The organism is Marinobacter sp. MBR-105 (assembly GCF_053628895.1).
The window spans coordinates 252,297-265,884 of sequence record NZ_JBRJHG010000002.1; the positions used below are offsets into that span (position 1 = coordinate 252,297).

Consider the following 13,588-nt stretch of genomic DNA (forward strand, 5'->3'; position numbering starts at 1 on the left):
GTTTTGTGGCGGTTAGTATAACATCTTCGGATTCAGCAAGAGCGTAAGCAATGACACTCACTGTCTGGCTGACCTTTCTGGTCGCAGCTGTTTTTATCAGTATTTCGCCTGGCGCCGGCGCGGTGAATTCCATGAGCAGCGGGCTTCGCTACGGGGTGCGTAAATCTCTGCCCACCATTGCCGGTCAGCAATTCGGTTACGGCGCACAGATCGTGCTGGTAGGCGCCGGGCTGGGCGCAATCGTCGCCTCCTCCAATACTGCTTTGGCAGTGATCAAATGGATTGGCGTGGTTTACCTTATCTGGCTCGGCATCCAGAAATGGAGGGAGCCACCTATTGAAGCATCCCGGGCGGACCTCTCCGCGTTCAGTCCAAGACAACAGTTCTGGAACGGAGCTCTGGTAAACCTCACCAACCCGAAGGCCACCATCTTCCTGATTGCCCTGTTCCCTCAGTTTCTGGTGGCGGGCGCGCCCCATGGCCCTCAACTGGCCACCATGGGGGCCACGCTGATCTTTGTCGATATCCTGGTGATGGTAGGCTATGCCATTCTCGCCAGCCAGCTGTTCCGGTTCATGACCACCCCTGCGCGCCAGCGGCAAATGAACCGGGTTTTTGGTGGCCTGTTCGTGACCGCAGCGGTGGCCCTGGCCAGTTTCAAGAGAGCCTGAATTGCCACTGGCTGATAGGTAGTTCTGTGTAATTGTGCGGCCACTGCGATTGCCGTCAAATACTCCGACATCAACCTGGGAGCCAACAACGTGCTGATTGCATCTCTCGCCATTCTTGCCGGCCTTGCCCTTCTGGTCTGGAGTGCCGACCGGTTTGTTGAAGGATCGGCCGCTACGGCTGGCCATTTCGGAATGCCACCTTTACTGATTGGCATGGTGGTGGTTGGCTTTGGCACCTCGGCACCGGAGATGGTGGTTTCCGCGCTGGCTGCCTCTCAGGGCAACCCCGGCCTGGCGCTGGGTAATGCCTATGGTTCCAACATCACCAACATCGCCCTGATTCTCGGTATCACCGCCGTGATTGCCCCCATTGCCGTACACTCTCAGGTGATGCGCAAGGAATTGCCGATTCTGGCCCTGGTTACCCTGGCGGCGGCCTGGCTGCTGTTTGACGGCGAACTCAGCCGGCTGGATGCGACCGGCCTGCTGGTGCTGTTTGCGCTGGTGCTGGGCTGGAGTATCTGGTCTGGCATGAGAAAAACTGATGATGTCTTCGCCACCGAAATGGATGCCGAGCTTGCCACTCATCCCATGCCCATTCGCAACGCGATGCTCTGGCTGGTCGTGGGGCTGGTTCTGCTGATTATCAGCTCCCGTATTCTGGTCTGGGGCGCAGTCGATCTTGCCACCCGCTTTGGCGTCAGTGACCTCGTGATCGGCCTGACCATTGTGGCTATTGGCACATCTCTGCCGGAACTGGCCTCTTCTATCATTGCGGCCCGCAAGGGCGAGCATGATCTGGCTTTGGGTAATATTCTGGGCTCCAACCTGTTCAACACCCTGGCCGTGGTCGGTATTGCCGGCTCCATTGCCCCCATGGCGGTGGCCAATGAAGTCTTGATCAGGGATATTCCAGTGATGGTGGGCCTGACCCTCGCCCTGTTTGTGCTAGGCTATGGATTTCGCGGGCCCGGGCGTATCAATCGTGTGGAAGGTGTTGGGCTGCTGGCCATCTTCGTGGGCTATACGGCCTACCTGCTAAGCACCACCTTTTAAGAGAGCAGTCCCGGGGTCAGCAACCATTCACTGACTCCCGGATACTGCTCCAGATCCAGGACAAACTCCTGACCACGTGCCGCGCACTTTAAGCGGCAGTATTCCCCGGAATCCTCCAGGCGCCAGCGTTCCGGATTGTGATGATAACTGAGGGGTGACTTACCAGGTTGGGGCATGAAGCCAGCCGGTAAGCGCCAGTCCGTGACCATTGAGGCTCCGGGTGCGGTCAGCCGGTGCTGATCTGACAAAGCCTCCACGGCTCCGGCGGCTGGCAAATCCTCACGCAAGCCTGGAATCTGAAGCCTGTCGCCGCTGACATAGAGACTGTTCTGTGCTGATCGCTCGCCATGCAGGTGCGGATGATAGCGCGCCCAATCCGGTACCGGCGACGCGTCGCCCAGAGGCCAGACGTCGGCCACCTGCAACCAGCCCCAGACAGCATGAAACGGTCGGCTACCGGGCACAAAGCGCCATCGTCTCCGATAACATTCCACCGGCCGGAACAGCGCAAAAAAGAGAAAAAGATCACCAGGCCCAATGTCATGATTGGCCAGGTGCGCCTGGGCCGAACTGTGCTGGCCAAGCACCGGGCGCCAGCCTGGCAGCCGGGGATAGGCACTTTCGATAACATCGGGATCCAGATGCGCACCACGTCTGGAAAACGCCTGCTGCCCGGTAAGCTGCGACACCAGCGAACCAATGCTTTCTCCGTGGCGCCGGACCTGGCTATAGCGAATGGGCGACTGGTCGTCCGGAATGGGCAGTGCCAGGCAACTGCCGTCCGGGAAGACCGGATTGGGACAGCCACCAGCGGAACTGTCGAAGCCTTTTCTGCTGAGGATCAGTTTCATAGCCGAGCATTATTGACCAAAGCGGCGCAAACAAAAAAGGCCCGTCGGCGTTTGCCGGCAGGCCTTAAGGTTCTGCTGCGCGAGAGTTACCGCACCGCGTTCACCACTTCATCCACTTGCAGCCGTACGCTCTGCAAGCCGCCACCGGACAGGTACCAGAGGCCTGGGTTAAGCACCACAACTTCGGTAGACACACCAGCCTCGGCCAACGAAGCTTTCAACGTCTCCGGCGCCAGCGGTTCATCTCCGATCGCGGCACTGCGATCAACCACCAGCAGGTTATCCGGCGCCATTTGCGCCAGAACATCGGCTGTTACCGGATAGAAGGTACGCTCGCCACGCACGACGGGCTGCACACTGTCTGGCACAGCCGCAGGTGTCAACGCCAGTAGCTCGTAGACCAATGCTTCCTGCCGAAGTGAAAAGTTCCCGTTATTATGGGTCACCACGGTAACGGTACCTGCGTCGGCCAAGGTCGCCTTTTGCGCCTCAACGTGCTGCCAGAGCGCGTCCAGCTCTACCCCAGCCACCTCTTCAAGGCCGTAGTAGCCAGCCAGGCTGAGCACCCGGTCATTCACCGCGGCCTGAAGATCATTCCCCTCCAGCGTGACATCACGTACTGGAGCCTCCTTCGCAAAGGACGTAAGGGCTTCCGCGCCCTGGCGCCCGGTCATCAGTACCAATCCTGGTTTCAGGTCAGTGGCCAATGCCAAATCGGGGGTCTTCAGACCGCCTGCGTCCGGCAGCCTTGCACCCAGGTCCGCCAGATAATCCGGCAGGCTCTGGTGTGGAATGGCCACAACCTTTTCTTCCAGACCCAGCTCCAGCAAGGTGTCCAGTGCACCGTGATCGTAGCTGATCACCGTGGGGCCGGTTACTTCCGTCGTGGTCGCGCACCCGGTCAGGGTTATGCCGGCCAGAGCAAAAGCCATAATTCGTTTCATTGAAGTCATGGTTACTATCCTCAGAAGTCGACCGCCAGGCCAAGGTTCAGGCGACGGCCATCCAGCACCACGCCATAGTCATCATTGGTGATTTCTTTATCAGCCAGGTTGTACAGACCCGCGGTCACCCGGGCAGTATCGGTCAGTTGGTAAAGCAGGCCGGCATCCATCAGCGTGTAACCCGGCGTGCCATCTGACATGCTACGGCGGCCAAGGTAATCGCTGGTTTCGCCACGGTAGTTGGCCTGGAACCAAAGATTCAGGCGGTTATTCGCTTGCCAGTCCAGGTTGGCGTTAGCCATGTGCTCAGGAATTTTGTTCAGCGGTTCGCCTTTGTACTCGCCGGTCTTCTGTTCAGAGTCGGTGTAGGTGTAGCTGGAATTCAGAGTGACCGAGTCGGTGAGCCGGTAATCCAGCGTCAGTTCGACGCCTCGCATTTCGGCTTCGTCGATGTTGGCCCGGGTACTCAGGAACAGGTAGTCGTTGCCCTGAAAGCTGCAGGTCCAGGTGGCCGGGTCATCGCGATCCCCATTGGGAGACTCACAAAGCCGGTCTTCGGCAATCTTGTCTTTGAAATCGGTCTGGAACAGCATCACGCTGGCGTTCAGCCCCATGGCCCGGCTATCAAACACCATTCCCGCCTCGTAGCTGATACTGGATTCCGGATCCAGTTCCGGGTTGCCGATGATCAATGCCCGTGGATGCGGCGCAGGTGAGCCACCGCCGCCAGTGCCGCGGCCGAAGCCTTCGGTCACATCGGCCAGACCCGGCTGACGATATCCGGTAGACACCCCACCCTTGAGGGTCAGCTCTGGCGTCAGATCGTAAAGTGCGTAAACCCTTGGTGAAAACTCACCACCAAACAGCTCATCGTCGTTGTAGCGCAGCCCTGTGGTCACCGACAACTTCTCGGTAAGCCCCCACTCCACTTCCGAGTACACCGCAGCGATCCAGCGATCAACACTGCGTACGGCGCCTGGAATGTTGGATGTCAGCAAACCGTTGGTTTCGTCGGTCAGCTTTTCCTTCTTGTACTGGCCACCCACCGTCAGCACATGGTCGCCCCAGAACCGTGTAGCCTGGGTATCCAGCATCGATACTTTCTCTTTCTTGGTCTGATCCTGTACCCGCTCGGACAGGTCATGCTGGATAAAGCTGCGGGTCAACCAGTCGCCATAGTTGCCGGCATGAGACAGCACGTATACATCTTTGTCATAGATGTAGTTTGAGCCGGTTTCATCCTCTGCCACACTCTTGCCGGGTGTGCTGGTCTCTTCCAGACGGGAGCTGTCGTAACTCAGGGCAAATTCGTTGCGACTATCCGGAGTCAGAATCAGCTTGGCACCACCCTGCTTGCGCTTGCTTTCCGGGGTACTGCGTGCGGAGTCATCGGCACCGGCAAAATCGCTCTCATCATCCCCTCCCCAGGCAGCATTCACTTCCGCACTGAGCAGGTCCTCCACCAATGCGCCGCCGGCAAACAGGCTGGTCTGCCGGCTGTCGTTGCTGACATCGTTCAGAGATTTGGTGTACTCGGATGAGATAGTGCCCGCCCACTCACCACGGTTTTTGCGGGTGATGATGTTGATGACGCCGCCCATGGCTTCAGAACCGTACAGCGACGACATCGGGCCACGGATGACTTCAACCCGCTCGATCATGGAGATGGGCGGCAGAGCAATCTGCTTGCCACCGTCCTGGCCGTTGGTGTTTACCGAACGCCCCGCTGAGACCGGCCGGCCGTCGACCAGATAAAGCGTGTAACTGTCGTCCATCCCCCGAATGCTGATGTCCTGCGCACCACCGCCACCGGTTACGTACACTCCCGGGATGTTATTCACCGCATCGACAATACTCTTGTAGGACTTCTTCGCCAGCTCCTCGCCAGAGATCACCGAAATACTGGCCGGCGCATCTGAGATGTTCTGCTCGAAACCAGCGGCAGTCACCACAATTTCACCCAGCTCAACGGGCTCAGTCTGGGCCAGACTTGCGGTGCTGGCACTGGCCAGGGCAACCGCTGACGCCAGCAAAGGAAAACGACGGCGCATGAATAACTCCTTGTGTTGTGCAACGTTCACGATGTATCAGTTTTCGCATTTGCGAATCATTATCAGTGGCATGAACATTAACACAGCGCAAGGGTTCAGGTGTTGGAATGATGCGTTCCGCTTTTCGGAACAGCCTGTGTGGCAGTACCACCGCCCCCCGTCCATTCCTCCGGGATACAGCTTCGTAGATGAGCAATAAAGGCCCGCACCCGACGGGGAAGAACACCATGAGGATAAAGCAAGGTCACTGGCAGGTCGGGTCCATACCACTCCGGTAGACAGGACTGAAAACTGCCGGGATGAGCCGTTAGCCGGCGTTCCACCAGCCAGACCGGCATCAAGCCCAGGCCCCGGCCCGCGGCAATGGCGTCACCCTGTACATTGAACTGGTCCACGGTAAACCGACGATCCGGTAGCGACAGCGGAAAATTGCCCTGGCGGGAGTGGTGCAATATCACCCCGGTGTCTGCCATACCCAGCAGATCCACCCAGGGGTGATGGGCAAGCTCTCCCGGTGAGGCCGGCTTGCCGTGCTGCCGGAAATAGGCCGGGCTGCCGAAAATACCCTGCTTGAGTACACCGAGCACCTCCTGGCGCAGCGCTGTCTCACCGGTCTCGCCCAGCCAGATACACACACCGTCCTCGACCGCTTCCGGCAGGTTCCTCTGGGTGTGAATCGCAACACGAAGGTCGTCATGGTCAGCCATAAAGGACTCAACCACCCCGGAAAACCAGCCACGCACAAAAGATTCGTGACAACGCAATTCCAGCTTGCCGGTTACCTCGGCTTTGAGTTCGTCCAGTGCCTCCCGCCCCTGCACCACCAACTCGAGAATGTCGTTGCAATAGCGGTAGAACACACGCCCGGCATCGTTCGGCACGATCTTCCGGGATTGTCTCAGCAACAGTGGCTGCCCCACATTCTCCTCCAGTTGTCGAATCCGGCGGCTGAGAGTGGACTTGGGTAGTCCCAGATCCCGGGTACTGGCGGTCAGGCTGCCGGTGCGCACTACCGACACGAAAGCTTCCAGCTCCTGCAAGTCATACATGATTTGGTTCCATTATTTGCAACTGACCGTTCCAATTTATCACTTTAAAACCTTAACGAGAACCATTATCATTATTTTCCATTAAAATTTGCAAGCTATCTAACACCCCGCTGCCGGAGCGCACTGACCATGACATGCCGCACTCTCACCCCCAGACAGACGCTTCTCCGATCCATTGCCGTACTGGCACTCTCCGCCATGGGCGCGGGTACCAGTCTCGCGGATACCCGGTCTGTGGAAACGGCCTATGGCCCGGTAACGGTCAACGGCCAGCCAGAGCGAGTAGTCACACTGTACGAGGGCGCCCTGGACACGACACTGGCCGTCGATGCCAACCCAGTGGGTGCTGTAATTACCCGTGGCGGTAGCGACGTTGCCGATTACATCAAGTCCCGGGCAGGTGATATCGCTATTGTGGGCGCACCGGCCGAAACCAATATTGAAGCGGTTATCTCCGTCCGGCCCGATCTGATTCTGGCTGCACCGCGCACCAATGAGCAGCAATACCAGTTGCTGTCGCGTATTGCGCCGGTGATCGTGTCAGATGTTCCCATGTTCCAGCCGGACAGCTGGGAACGGGAAACCCGCCTGTTCGCCAAAGCCCTGGGGAAAGAAGAGGCCGCTGAGCAGGTGATTGCCAAAGTCGAATCCCGCATTGGCGAAGTGGCCGCCCTTGTGGCGGCTCGCATCCCGGAAGCCCAGCGAGATGCCACCCTGGTTCGCTGGATGCCCCAGGGCCCCCTGGTAATGGCGGAAGGCCTGTTCTCGGCCTCGATTCTTCAGGCAGTAGGCTTCCGGATAGATGACAATGATCTGGTTGAAGAAGGCCGCCCCCACAGCGAACCACTGAGCCTGGAGAACCTGTCCAGCATGGATCAAAGCTGGGTATTCCTGGCGACACTGAATGAAGATGGCGACAAAGCACTGGAGGCAGCCCGCCAATCCCCGGCCTTTGCCCGCCTGGATGCGGTTGAACACGACCGGGTAATCACCGTCAGCGGGCAACTCTGGACCAGCGCTACCGGACCTCTGGCGGTACTGGCCATTCTTGATGACATCGAAGCCGCGGTCACTGCCATTCAGCCCTGAAGCGCCCAATGTCGAACGCTCTATCCCCGACTAGCGTGGTTGCGTCTCGCGCTTTTTTCCCGCCGCTTCTGGCTGCGGGATTTTTATTATTACTGGTGGTACTGGCCAGCCTGCTCTATGGCGCCGGCCCGGTGTCTGCCAGCGATGCCATGGCGGCGCTGATGGCCAATGGCACGGAGGAAGCCTGGTTTGTGGTCACCGAGCTTCGGCTGCCCCGCACCATCATTGCCCTGATCACCGGCCTCGCACTGGGCCTGGCCGGTGCCCTGCTCCAGTCCATGACCCGCAACCCACTGGCCGAGCCGGGCTTGCTGGGCGTCAGTGCTGGCAGTGGCTTTGCAGTAGCCCTGGCCATCCTCTTGGGCGCCACCACAGCCACTCTCACCACCCTGTCCGCCCAGCTTGGAGCGCTCGCCGGCTGTGCCCTGGTGATTGCCGCTACCAGGGTGCAGGGCCTGGGCAATGATCCTGTGCGTCTGGTATTGGCCGGGGCCACCATGACCGGTCTGCTGCTGGCATTGACCTCCATGTTGATGCTGATGGACCAGCGAGCCGCCGATGAGATTCGCTTCTGGATTACCGGCAGCGTGGCCGGCAAACCCTTGTCCATGCTTTGGGCAACGCTTCCCTCCATCACTCTCGCCCTGGTCCTGATTGCTATCGTGGCACGACCACTGGCAGCCATGGCCCTGGGCGAAAAAGCGGCCGTCGGGCTGGGACATCACCCGGGGCGAATCCGCTTCCTGATCACTTTCACGGTTGCTCTGCTGGTGGGCTCGGCAACGGCCCTCGCCGGGCCCCTGATCTTTCTCGGACTGGTGGTGCCGTTTATTGCCAGGGCCTTTTCCGGCCCCGATATCCGCAAGACCCTCTGGCTGTGTGTGCCTGTTGGCCCTGCCGTGGTACTGGGTGCCGACGTGCTTTCCCGGTTGATTGCCGCGCCCGCCGAAATGCCTCTGGGGGTGGTTACCGCGCTGATTGGCGCTCCGGTGCTGCTGGCCATTGTCCGGGCCGGCCGGATGCCTTCGCTATGACCGCAGGATTCGCCATGCCGGATAAACGCAACACGCTGGTTAATACCGCCCTGCTCGGGCTGTTAGTCCTGGCAACCATCATCTCGCTGGCCACCGGTACCGTGCAGGTTTCCCTGTTCGATACCCTCAGGGCATTAGCCGGCCACGCAGACCCGATGACCGATTTCGTGATCAACGAGCTTCGTCTGAGCAGGGTAATCGCGGGACTACTGAGTGGGGCAGCGCTGGCCATGGCCGGGTGCCTGATGCAGACCCTGGCCCGTAACCGTCTGGCGACACCGGGCATTATCGGCATCGATAACGCGGCTACCGCCTTTGCGGTCGCGTCGGTGGTGGGCGTGGGTTTATCGCTGGCACCATCAGCCATGGCATTGGCTGGAGCGGCAGCCGCCACGGCGATTGCCTTTGGTCTGGCGGGCGCCAATGGCACCCGGGGCTATCGCTTTATCGTCGCCGGCATCGGTATTGGCGCCATCGCGGGCGCAGTCACCCAGGTAATGCTCAGTCGGGTGGCGATTGATGCCGCCAATGCGGCCTATCCCTGGACGGTGGGCAGCCTGAATGCCCGTTCCGGCCAGAGTGTGCTGGTGCTCGGAATGGGCCTTGCGGCCGGCTACCTGATTCTGATGAGCCTCAGCCGAGCCCTCAATACCTTGCAGTTCACGGATGCGGTGGCCATTGCCCTGGGCACACGACTGAAAGCCACCCGCATAATCGGCCTGGGTTTGTCGGTGATGCTCACGGGCCTGGCAGTATCGGTCTGCGGGCCGGTTGGCCTGATTGCCCTGCTGGCGCCGGAGCTTGCCCGGGCCCTGTGCCGCCCGGGCAAGGTTCCGCTCACGGCTGCGGCCCTGGCGGGCGCCAGCTTCATGCTGATTGCCGACCTGTTAGGCCGCACGCTGTTTGCGCCGCTGGAAATTCCGGTAGGCATCATTACCGCCATCGTCGGCAGCCCTTACCTGCTCTGGATACTGCTGAGACCTTCGCCACGGAGCCTGACATGAGCCACCCCCAAACCGCGACCCTTGCCGCCGACGACATCACTCTGGCGCACCGTCAGTTTGTGGTAGCGGAGAATCTGAGCCTTCATCTGCCAACGGCCCAGGTCACCGCCATCGTGGGCCCCAACGGCTGCGGAAAATCCACCTTGCTGAATGGCCTGGCCCGGATTCATACGCCCAAGGGCGGCTCCGTGCTTCTGGACGGCAAGGATATCCATCGCCTGCCGTCCAAAGAAGTCGCCCGGAAACTGGCCCTGCTACCCCAGGACAACACCGCCCCGGAAGGTCTCACCGTTGCCGACCTGGTGCGCTTTGGCCGCCAGCCTCATCAGGGCTGGATGGCACAGTGGTCGAAAGAAGACCAACGGGCCTTCGATCAGGCGATACAGGCCGCCGATGTTGCCGGACTGGCTGACCGTGCACTGGACACCCTCTCTGGCGGGCAACGACAGCGGGCCTGGATTGCCATGGCGGTGGCCCAGCAAACGCCGCTGTTACTGCTGGACGAACCTACATCGGCCCTCGATCTGGGCCACCAGATTGAAGTGTTTGAGTTAATCCGGGCACTGAGCGGACAAGGCAAGACCATCGCCATGGTGGTGCACGACCTGGCCAGTGCCTGTCGCTATGCGGACCATATGGTGGCCATGAAAAACGGAACCATTATTGAGGAGGGCACTCCGGCGGAGATTGTCTCACCGGAGCTGGTGCAAGAACTCTACGGCGTCAGCTGCGATCTGATTCACGACCCGGCCACCGGTAGTCCGTTACTGGTCAATGTGCGCCGCAATCCCTGAGCGGTCTCAGGCCAGGGTTTCGGCCCTGGCCTTTTCCCGGGCAATCGCGGCTGGAGCTCCGGCCGCCAACACCACCGCGCCAGCCGAGCAGGCCAGCATGCTCAGCACAATAGGCAGAAGCGCATCACCTCCTAAAGCCGATGACAGCGCACTGATCCCTCCAGCCAGGGTGAATTGAGAGGCGCCCAGCATAGCGGCGGCGGTTCCGCCCAGATGCGGAAAGAACTCCAGCGCATTGGCCATGTTGTTAGGCACGATCCCGCCCTGACAGCCAATGGCGCCAATGATGAACAACGCCACCGCCCAGAACGGCCCGTCCAGAATGACCACGGTAACCAACCCGACCAGCATCAGGAACTGCAGCATAACCTGTACCCGCAACAGGGTGACTGATGGGACGCGCCGCAACAGCGGCCGGTTGACCAGATTCAGCACCGCCATCAATCCGATATTGGCCGCGAACAGCATGGAGAAACTGGCGTTGGACAGGCCGAACCACTCCTGGTAGATAAACGACGAATGGGTAATGAACAGCAGCATGGTGCTGAAGCACATCACCTGAATCCCGATAAAGCGCATGGTTGTGCCGTGGCGAAGCACCAGCATGTAGTTGGTTACCAGAGTTTTCACCGGCGTCGAGGCCTGGGGCCTGGGTTTCAACCTGGGAAACAGGGCGATTTGCAGCACGACCGCCAGCAAGAGCGCGTAGCCGGCCAGAAATACGAAAATCCAGTGCCAATCGCCGAGCGCAAGCATCAACGCACCCAGTGAAGGTGCCGCGGCCGGGGCAATAAACATGATCAGGCCAATCAGGCCGAACAGGCGCGCCGCTTCCTGCCCACCCACCTGGTCGCGGACAATCGCAGGCACCGAGACCGCACAGAAGGCACCGCCGATGCCCTGTACAATTCGCCAGCCCACCAACTCCGCCAGGGTATCGGCTCCGGCAATCATCATCGCGGCAATGGCGAAAATGGTCAGCCCGACAAACAGTATCAGCTTGCGGCCATAGCGATCCGACAAAGGCCCGCCCACCAGTTGTGCGAGACCAAGGGTGGCGACATAGGCACTCAGAGTCAGGCCCACATCCGCATGGGGAATACCAAAACCCTCAGCAATATCGGGGAACGCGGGCAAATACGCATCCAGAGCCAGAGGCCCCAGGGCGACGGTCATACCAAGTAATAACGCGAGCTGAAAATGAGACAAGTGCTACCTCCGCTGACTAGATAGATAGCTAATAATATTCAGGAAAGGACCGCAATGCGCGGTTTCCGAAGCCAGCGCGGAAATCAGTTCTGGTCGAGCATGCACTCCCGGCTATAGAGTTGACTGAGTTTGCGTCGTTTCTGGCGCAGGCCATTGCCTCGATCATTGCTGTAACCGGCTCGCAACTGGCCCTGAATCCGGTCCAACTGCTTCCGATATTTCTCGCACTGTTGCGCCTGCTTTTTTGCCTCTCTGGCCTGGGCATAGCGATCCTTGCTGCCGGGAGCCAGCAAGCGCTCCACTTCAGCCCGGCTTTGCCGCACCCGGTCGGCCTGGCGGATATTTTCGCCCATGGGGACGGTCACCGGTGGTTTCACCGAAACACTGGAATGTCGCACCTGCCTGGGTGGCGTATCGGAAAAGTGTATGGACCCGTTGGCATCGGTCCAGCGGTAGATTTCAGCAGTGGCGGGCGCTGCAGCGGTAACGAAAAGCAGGCTCAGGGCCAGTTTCCTTGGCATGGGTTCACATCCTGTGAATAGTCTGAGGGAGAGCCCCGCCACCATCACAGCAGCGGGACAGGCGCTGGTAACTATACCGAAAGCCAGCGCCACTTTCAGGAACGGATCAGCGGTCCAGCAATTCGATCCAGTGGTTCACCGGTACGTCTGCTTTGCTCTCCAGGTGCAACTGGCAGCCAATGTTGGCCGTGACAATCCGTACCGGGTTATCCACCGTCAGCGCCTTGAGCTTGTTATCCAGCAGCTTCTGGCTCATCTCCGGCTGGGTAATGGAATAGGTACCCGCCGAGCCACAGCACAGGTGCTTGTCTTTGGTGGCCGCCAGGTCGATACCCGCCTTGGTGAGCACCTGCTCCACCACCCCATTCTGTTTCATGGCATGCTGCAGGGTACACGGACAGTGGAACGCCACCTTGCCCGCCTGGGCACTGGCCTTCAGGGGCTCCAGGTCTTCCTTCAGCAGGAACGCCCCAAGATCAGTGCACAGCTCGCTGACCTTCCTTGCCTTATTGGCGTACACCGGGTCATCTTTCAGCAGATGGCCGTAATCCTGGACCATGGCACCACAACCTGACGCGGTCATGATGATGGCCTCGGCTCCGGCTTCAATGGCGGGCCACCAGGCATCGATGTTGCGGCGCATCTGTTCCAGACCGCGCTCATGTTCGGAAAGATGGTAGTTCACCGCGCCACAACATCCGGCCTCGGGGGCTTCCACCATGGTCACACCGAGCTTGTCCAGCACCCGGGCCGCAGCCGCGTTGGTATTCGGCGCAGCTGACGGCTGAACACAGCCGGCCAGAGCCAGAACCACGCGGCTGTGGCTCGACGAGGGCCAGGGGCTTGCGTGTCGGCGAGGAGGCACCTTGGTGCGCAGCCGCTCCGGCAGTACCGGACGGAAGGCCTGACCCAGTCGAAGCATCAACCCGAACAGCCGGCGGTCCGGCAGGAAACGGGTCAGCGCCCAGCGCAACCATTTTTCCTGCGGCTTGCGCGACAGCTCTTTTTCCATCAAACCACGGCTGATATCCACCAGGCGGCCATATTTCACGCCGGAGGGACAGGTGGTTTCACAGCTTCGACACGTCAGGCAGCGGTCGAGATGTTCACGGGTCTTCTCGGTGACTTCGCCGCCTTCCAGGAACATCTTCATCAGATAGATGCGGCCACGGGGGCCATCCCGCTCGTCGTTCAGTTCCTGGTAGGTTGGGCAGGTTGCGGTGCAGAAACCGCAATGCACACAGGCCCTGAGTATCTCCTCCGCTTCCTGACCTTCGGGATCATTGGCAAATTGTTGAACCAGATTCGTTTGCAT

The 13,588-nt window shown here is 59.9% G+C and carries 13 protein-coding genes; 6 read left to right on the forward strand and 7 right to left on the reverse strand.

The window, feature by feature from the left end; genetic code table 11:
* Positions 1-50: 50 nt before the first annotated feature.
* Both rhtB and ACSSVV_RS04180 read left to right on the forward strand, forming a co-directional pair.
* Entirely contained in the window at positions 51-671 is a 621-nt protein-coding gene (rhtB, locus tag ACSSVV_RS04175; protein WP_113879266.1) for a homoserine/homoserine lactone efflux protein, read from the forward strand.
* 90 nt (positions 672-761) lie between these two features.
* Positions 762-1,727, forward strand: coding sequence for a calcium/sodium antiporter (locus tag ACSSVV_RS04180; protein WP_278802207.1), 966 nt, complete (start codon positions 762-764; stop codon positions 1,725-1,727).
* Here ACSSVV_RS04180 and ACSSVV_RS04185 read toward each other — a convergent pair.
* The 4 genes from ACSSVV_RS04185 to ACSSVV_RS04200 all read right to left on the reverse strand — a co-directional run bounded on the left by ACSSVV_RS04185 (position 1,724) and on the right by ACSSVV_RS04200 (position 6,622).
* The gene (locus ACSSVV_RS04185) at positions 1,724-2,578 is read right to left on the reverse strand and encodes an Nmad3 family putative nucleotide modification protein (protein ID WP_454105619.1); all 855 of its coding nucleotides are present in this window, start codon (positions 2,576-2,578) and stop codon (positions 1,724-1,726) included. The two genes, ACSSVV_RS04180 and ACSSVV_RS04185, sit on opposite strands and share 4 nt — an antisense overlap.
* An 86-nt stretch (positions 2,579-2,664) precedes the next feature.
* On the reverse strand, positions 2,665-3,531 hold the full coding sequence (locus ACSSVV_RS04190; RefSeq protein WP_014422543.1) for a substrate-binding domain-containing protein: 867 nt from the start codon (positions 3,529-3,531) through the stop codon (positions 2,665-2,667).
* A gap of 11 nt (positions 3,532-3,542) precedes the next feature.
* A complete protein-coding gene (locus ACSSVV_RS04195) occupies positions 3,543-5,573 on the reverse strand; it encodes a TonB-dependent receptor domain-containing protein (RefSeq protein ID WP_454105620.1) in 2,031 nt (676 codons plus the stop codon).
* A 95-nt stretch (positions 5,574-5,668) separates the two neighbouring features.
* Positions 5,669-6,622 (reverse strand): LysR family transcriptional regulator, encoded by a 954-nt coding sequence (locus ACSSVV_RS04200; protein WP_445482214.1) that lies wholly within the window; start codon positions 6,620-6,622, stop codon positions 5,669-5,671.
* Positions 6,623-6,751: 129 nt separating this feature from the next.
* On the opposite strand from ACSSVV_RS04200, the gene ACSSVV_RS04205 reads away from it, so the two are divergent.
* The 4 genes from ACSSVV_RS04205 to ACSSVV_RS04220 are packed head-to-tail and all read left to right on the forward strand — an operon-like array spanning position 6,752 to position 10,543.
* Positions 6,752-7,711, forward strand: coding sequence for an ABC transporter substrate-binding protein (locus ACSSVV_RS04205; RefSeq protein WP_022990766.1), 960 nt, complete (start codon positions 6,752-6,754; stop codon positions 7,709-7,711).
* An 8-nt stretch (positions 7,712-7,719) separates the two neighbouring features.
* The gene (locus ACSSVV_RS04210) at positions 7,720-8,745 is read left to right on the forward strand and encodes a FecCD family ABC transporter permease (protein WP_454105621.1); all 1,026 of its coding nucleotides are present in this window, start codon (positions 7,720-7,722) and stop codon (positions 8,743-8,745) included.
* Positions 8,742-9,749: a FecCD family ABC transporter permease gene (locus ACSSVV_RS04215; protein ID WP_022990764.1), complete on the forward strand. Its 1,008-nt coding sequence runs from the start codon at positions 8,742-8,744 to the stop codon at positions 9,747-9,749. The genes ACSSVV_RS04210 and ACSSVV_RS04215 overlap by 4 nt, the downstream gene beginning before the upstream one ends.
* Positions 9,746-10,543: an ABC transporter ATP-binding protein gene (locus ACSSVV_RS04220; RefSeq protein ID WP_022990763.1), complete on the forward strand. Its 798-nt coding sequence runs from the start codon at positions 9,746-9,748 to the stop codon at positions 10,541-10,543. Before ACSSVV_RS04215 ends, ACSSVV_RS04220 begins: the two co-directional genes overlap by 4 nt.
* A 6-nt stretch (positions 10,544-10,549) precedes the next feature.
* Here ACSSVV_RS04220 and ACSSVV_RS04225 read toward each other — a convergent pair whose 3' ends face one another.
* From ACSSVV_RS04225 to glcF, 3 genes are all read right to left on the reverse strand, one after another.
* Entirely contained in the window at positions 10,550-11,752 is a 1,203-nt protein-coding gene (locus ACSSVV_RS04225) for a multidrug effflux MFS transporter (protein ID WP_022990762.1), read from the reverse strand.
* An 83-nt stretch (positions 11,753-11,835) separates the two neighbouring features.
* A complete protein-coding gene (locus ACSSVV_RS04230) occupies positions 11,836-12,273 on the reverse strand; it encodes a DUF4124 domain-containing protein (RefSeq protein WP_022990761.1) in 438 nt (145 codons plus the stop codon).
* Positions 12,274-12,379: 106 nt separating this feature from the next.
* Entirely contained in the window at positions 12,380-13,588 is a 1,209-nt protein-coding gene (glcF, locus tag ACSSVV_RS04235; RefSeq protein ID WP_022990760.1) for a glycolate oxidase subunit GlcF, read from the reverse strand.

Bases quoted from the DNA above. Each gene is read 5' to 3' on its own strand.
- rhtB (WP_113879266.1), top strand. From the start codon at position 51: ATGACACTCACTGTCTGGCTGACCTTTCTGGTCGCAGCTGTTTTTATC.
- ACSSVV_RS04185 (WP_454105619.1), bottom strand. From the start codon at position 2,578: ATGAAACTGATCCTCAGCAGAAAAGGCTTCGACAGTTCCGCTGGTGGC.
- ACSSVV_RS04190 (WP_014422543.1), bottom strand. From the start codon at position 3,531: ATGACTTCAATGAAACGAATTATGGCTTTTGCTCTGGCCGGCATAACC.
- ACSSVV_RS04195 (WP_454105620.1), bottom strand. From the start codon at position 5,573: ATGCGCCGTCGTTTTCCTTTGCTGGCGTCAGCGGTTGCCCTGGCCAGT.
- ACSSVV_RS04200 (WP_445482214.1), bottom strand. From the start codon at position 6,622: ATGTATGACTTGCAGGAGCTGGAAGCTTTCGTGTCGGTAGTGCGCACC.
- ACSSVV_RS04205 (WP_022990766.1), top strand. From the start codon at position 6,752: ATGACATGCCGCACTCTCACCCCCAGACAGACGCTTCTCCGATCCATT.
- ACSSVV_RS04210 (WP_454105621.1), top strand. From the start codon at position 7,720: ATGTCGAACGCTCTATCCCCGACTAGCGTGGTTGCGTCTCGCGCTTTT.
- ACSSVV_RS04215 (WP_022990764.1), top strand. From the start codon at position 8,742: ATGACCGCAGGATTCGCCATGCCGGATAAACGCAACACGCTGGTTAAT.
- ACSSVV_RS04220 (WP_022990763.1), top strand. From the start codon at position 9,746: ATGAGCCACCCCCAAACCGCGACCCTTGCCGCCGACGACATCACTCTG.
- ACSSVV_RS04230 (WP_022990761.1), bottom strand. From the start codon at position 12,273: ATGCCAAGGAAACTGGCCCTGAGCCTGCTTTTCGTTACCGCTGCAGCG.
- glcF (WP_022990760.1), bottom strand. From the start codon at position 13,588: ATGCAAACGAATCTGGTTCAACAATTTGCCAATGATCCCGAAGGTCAG.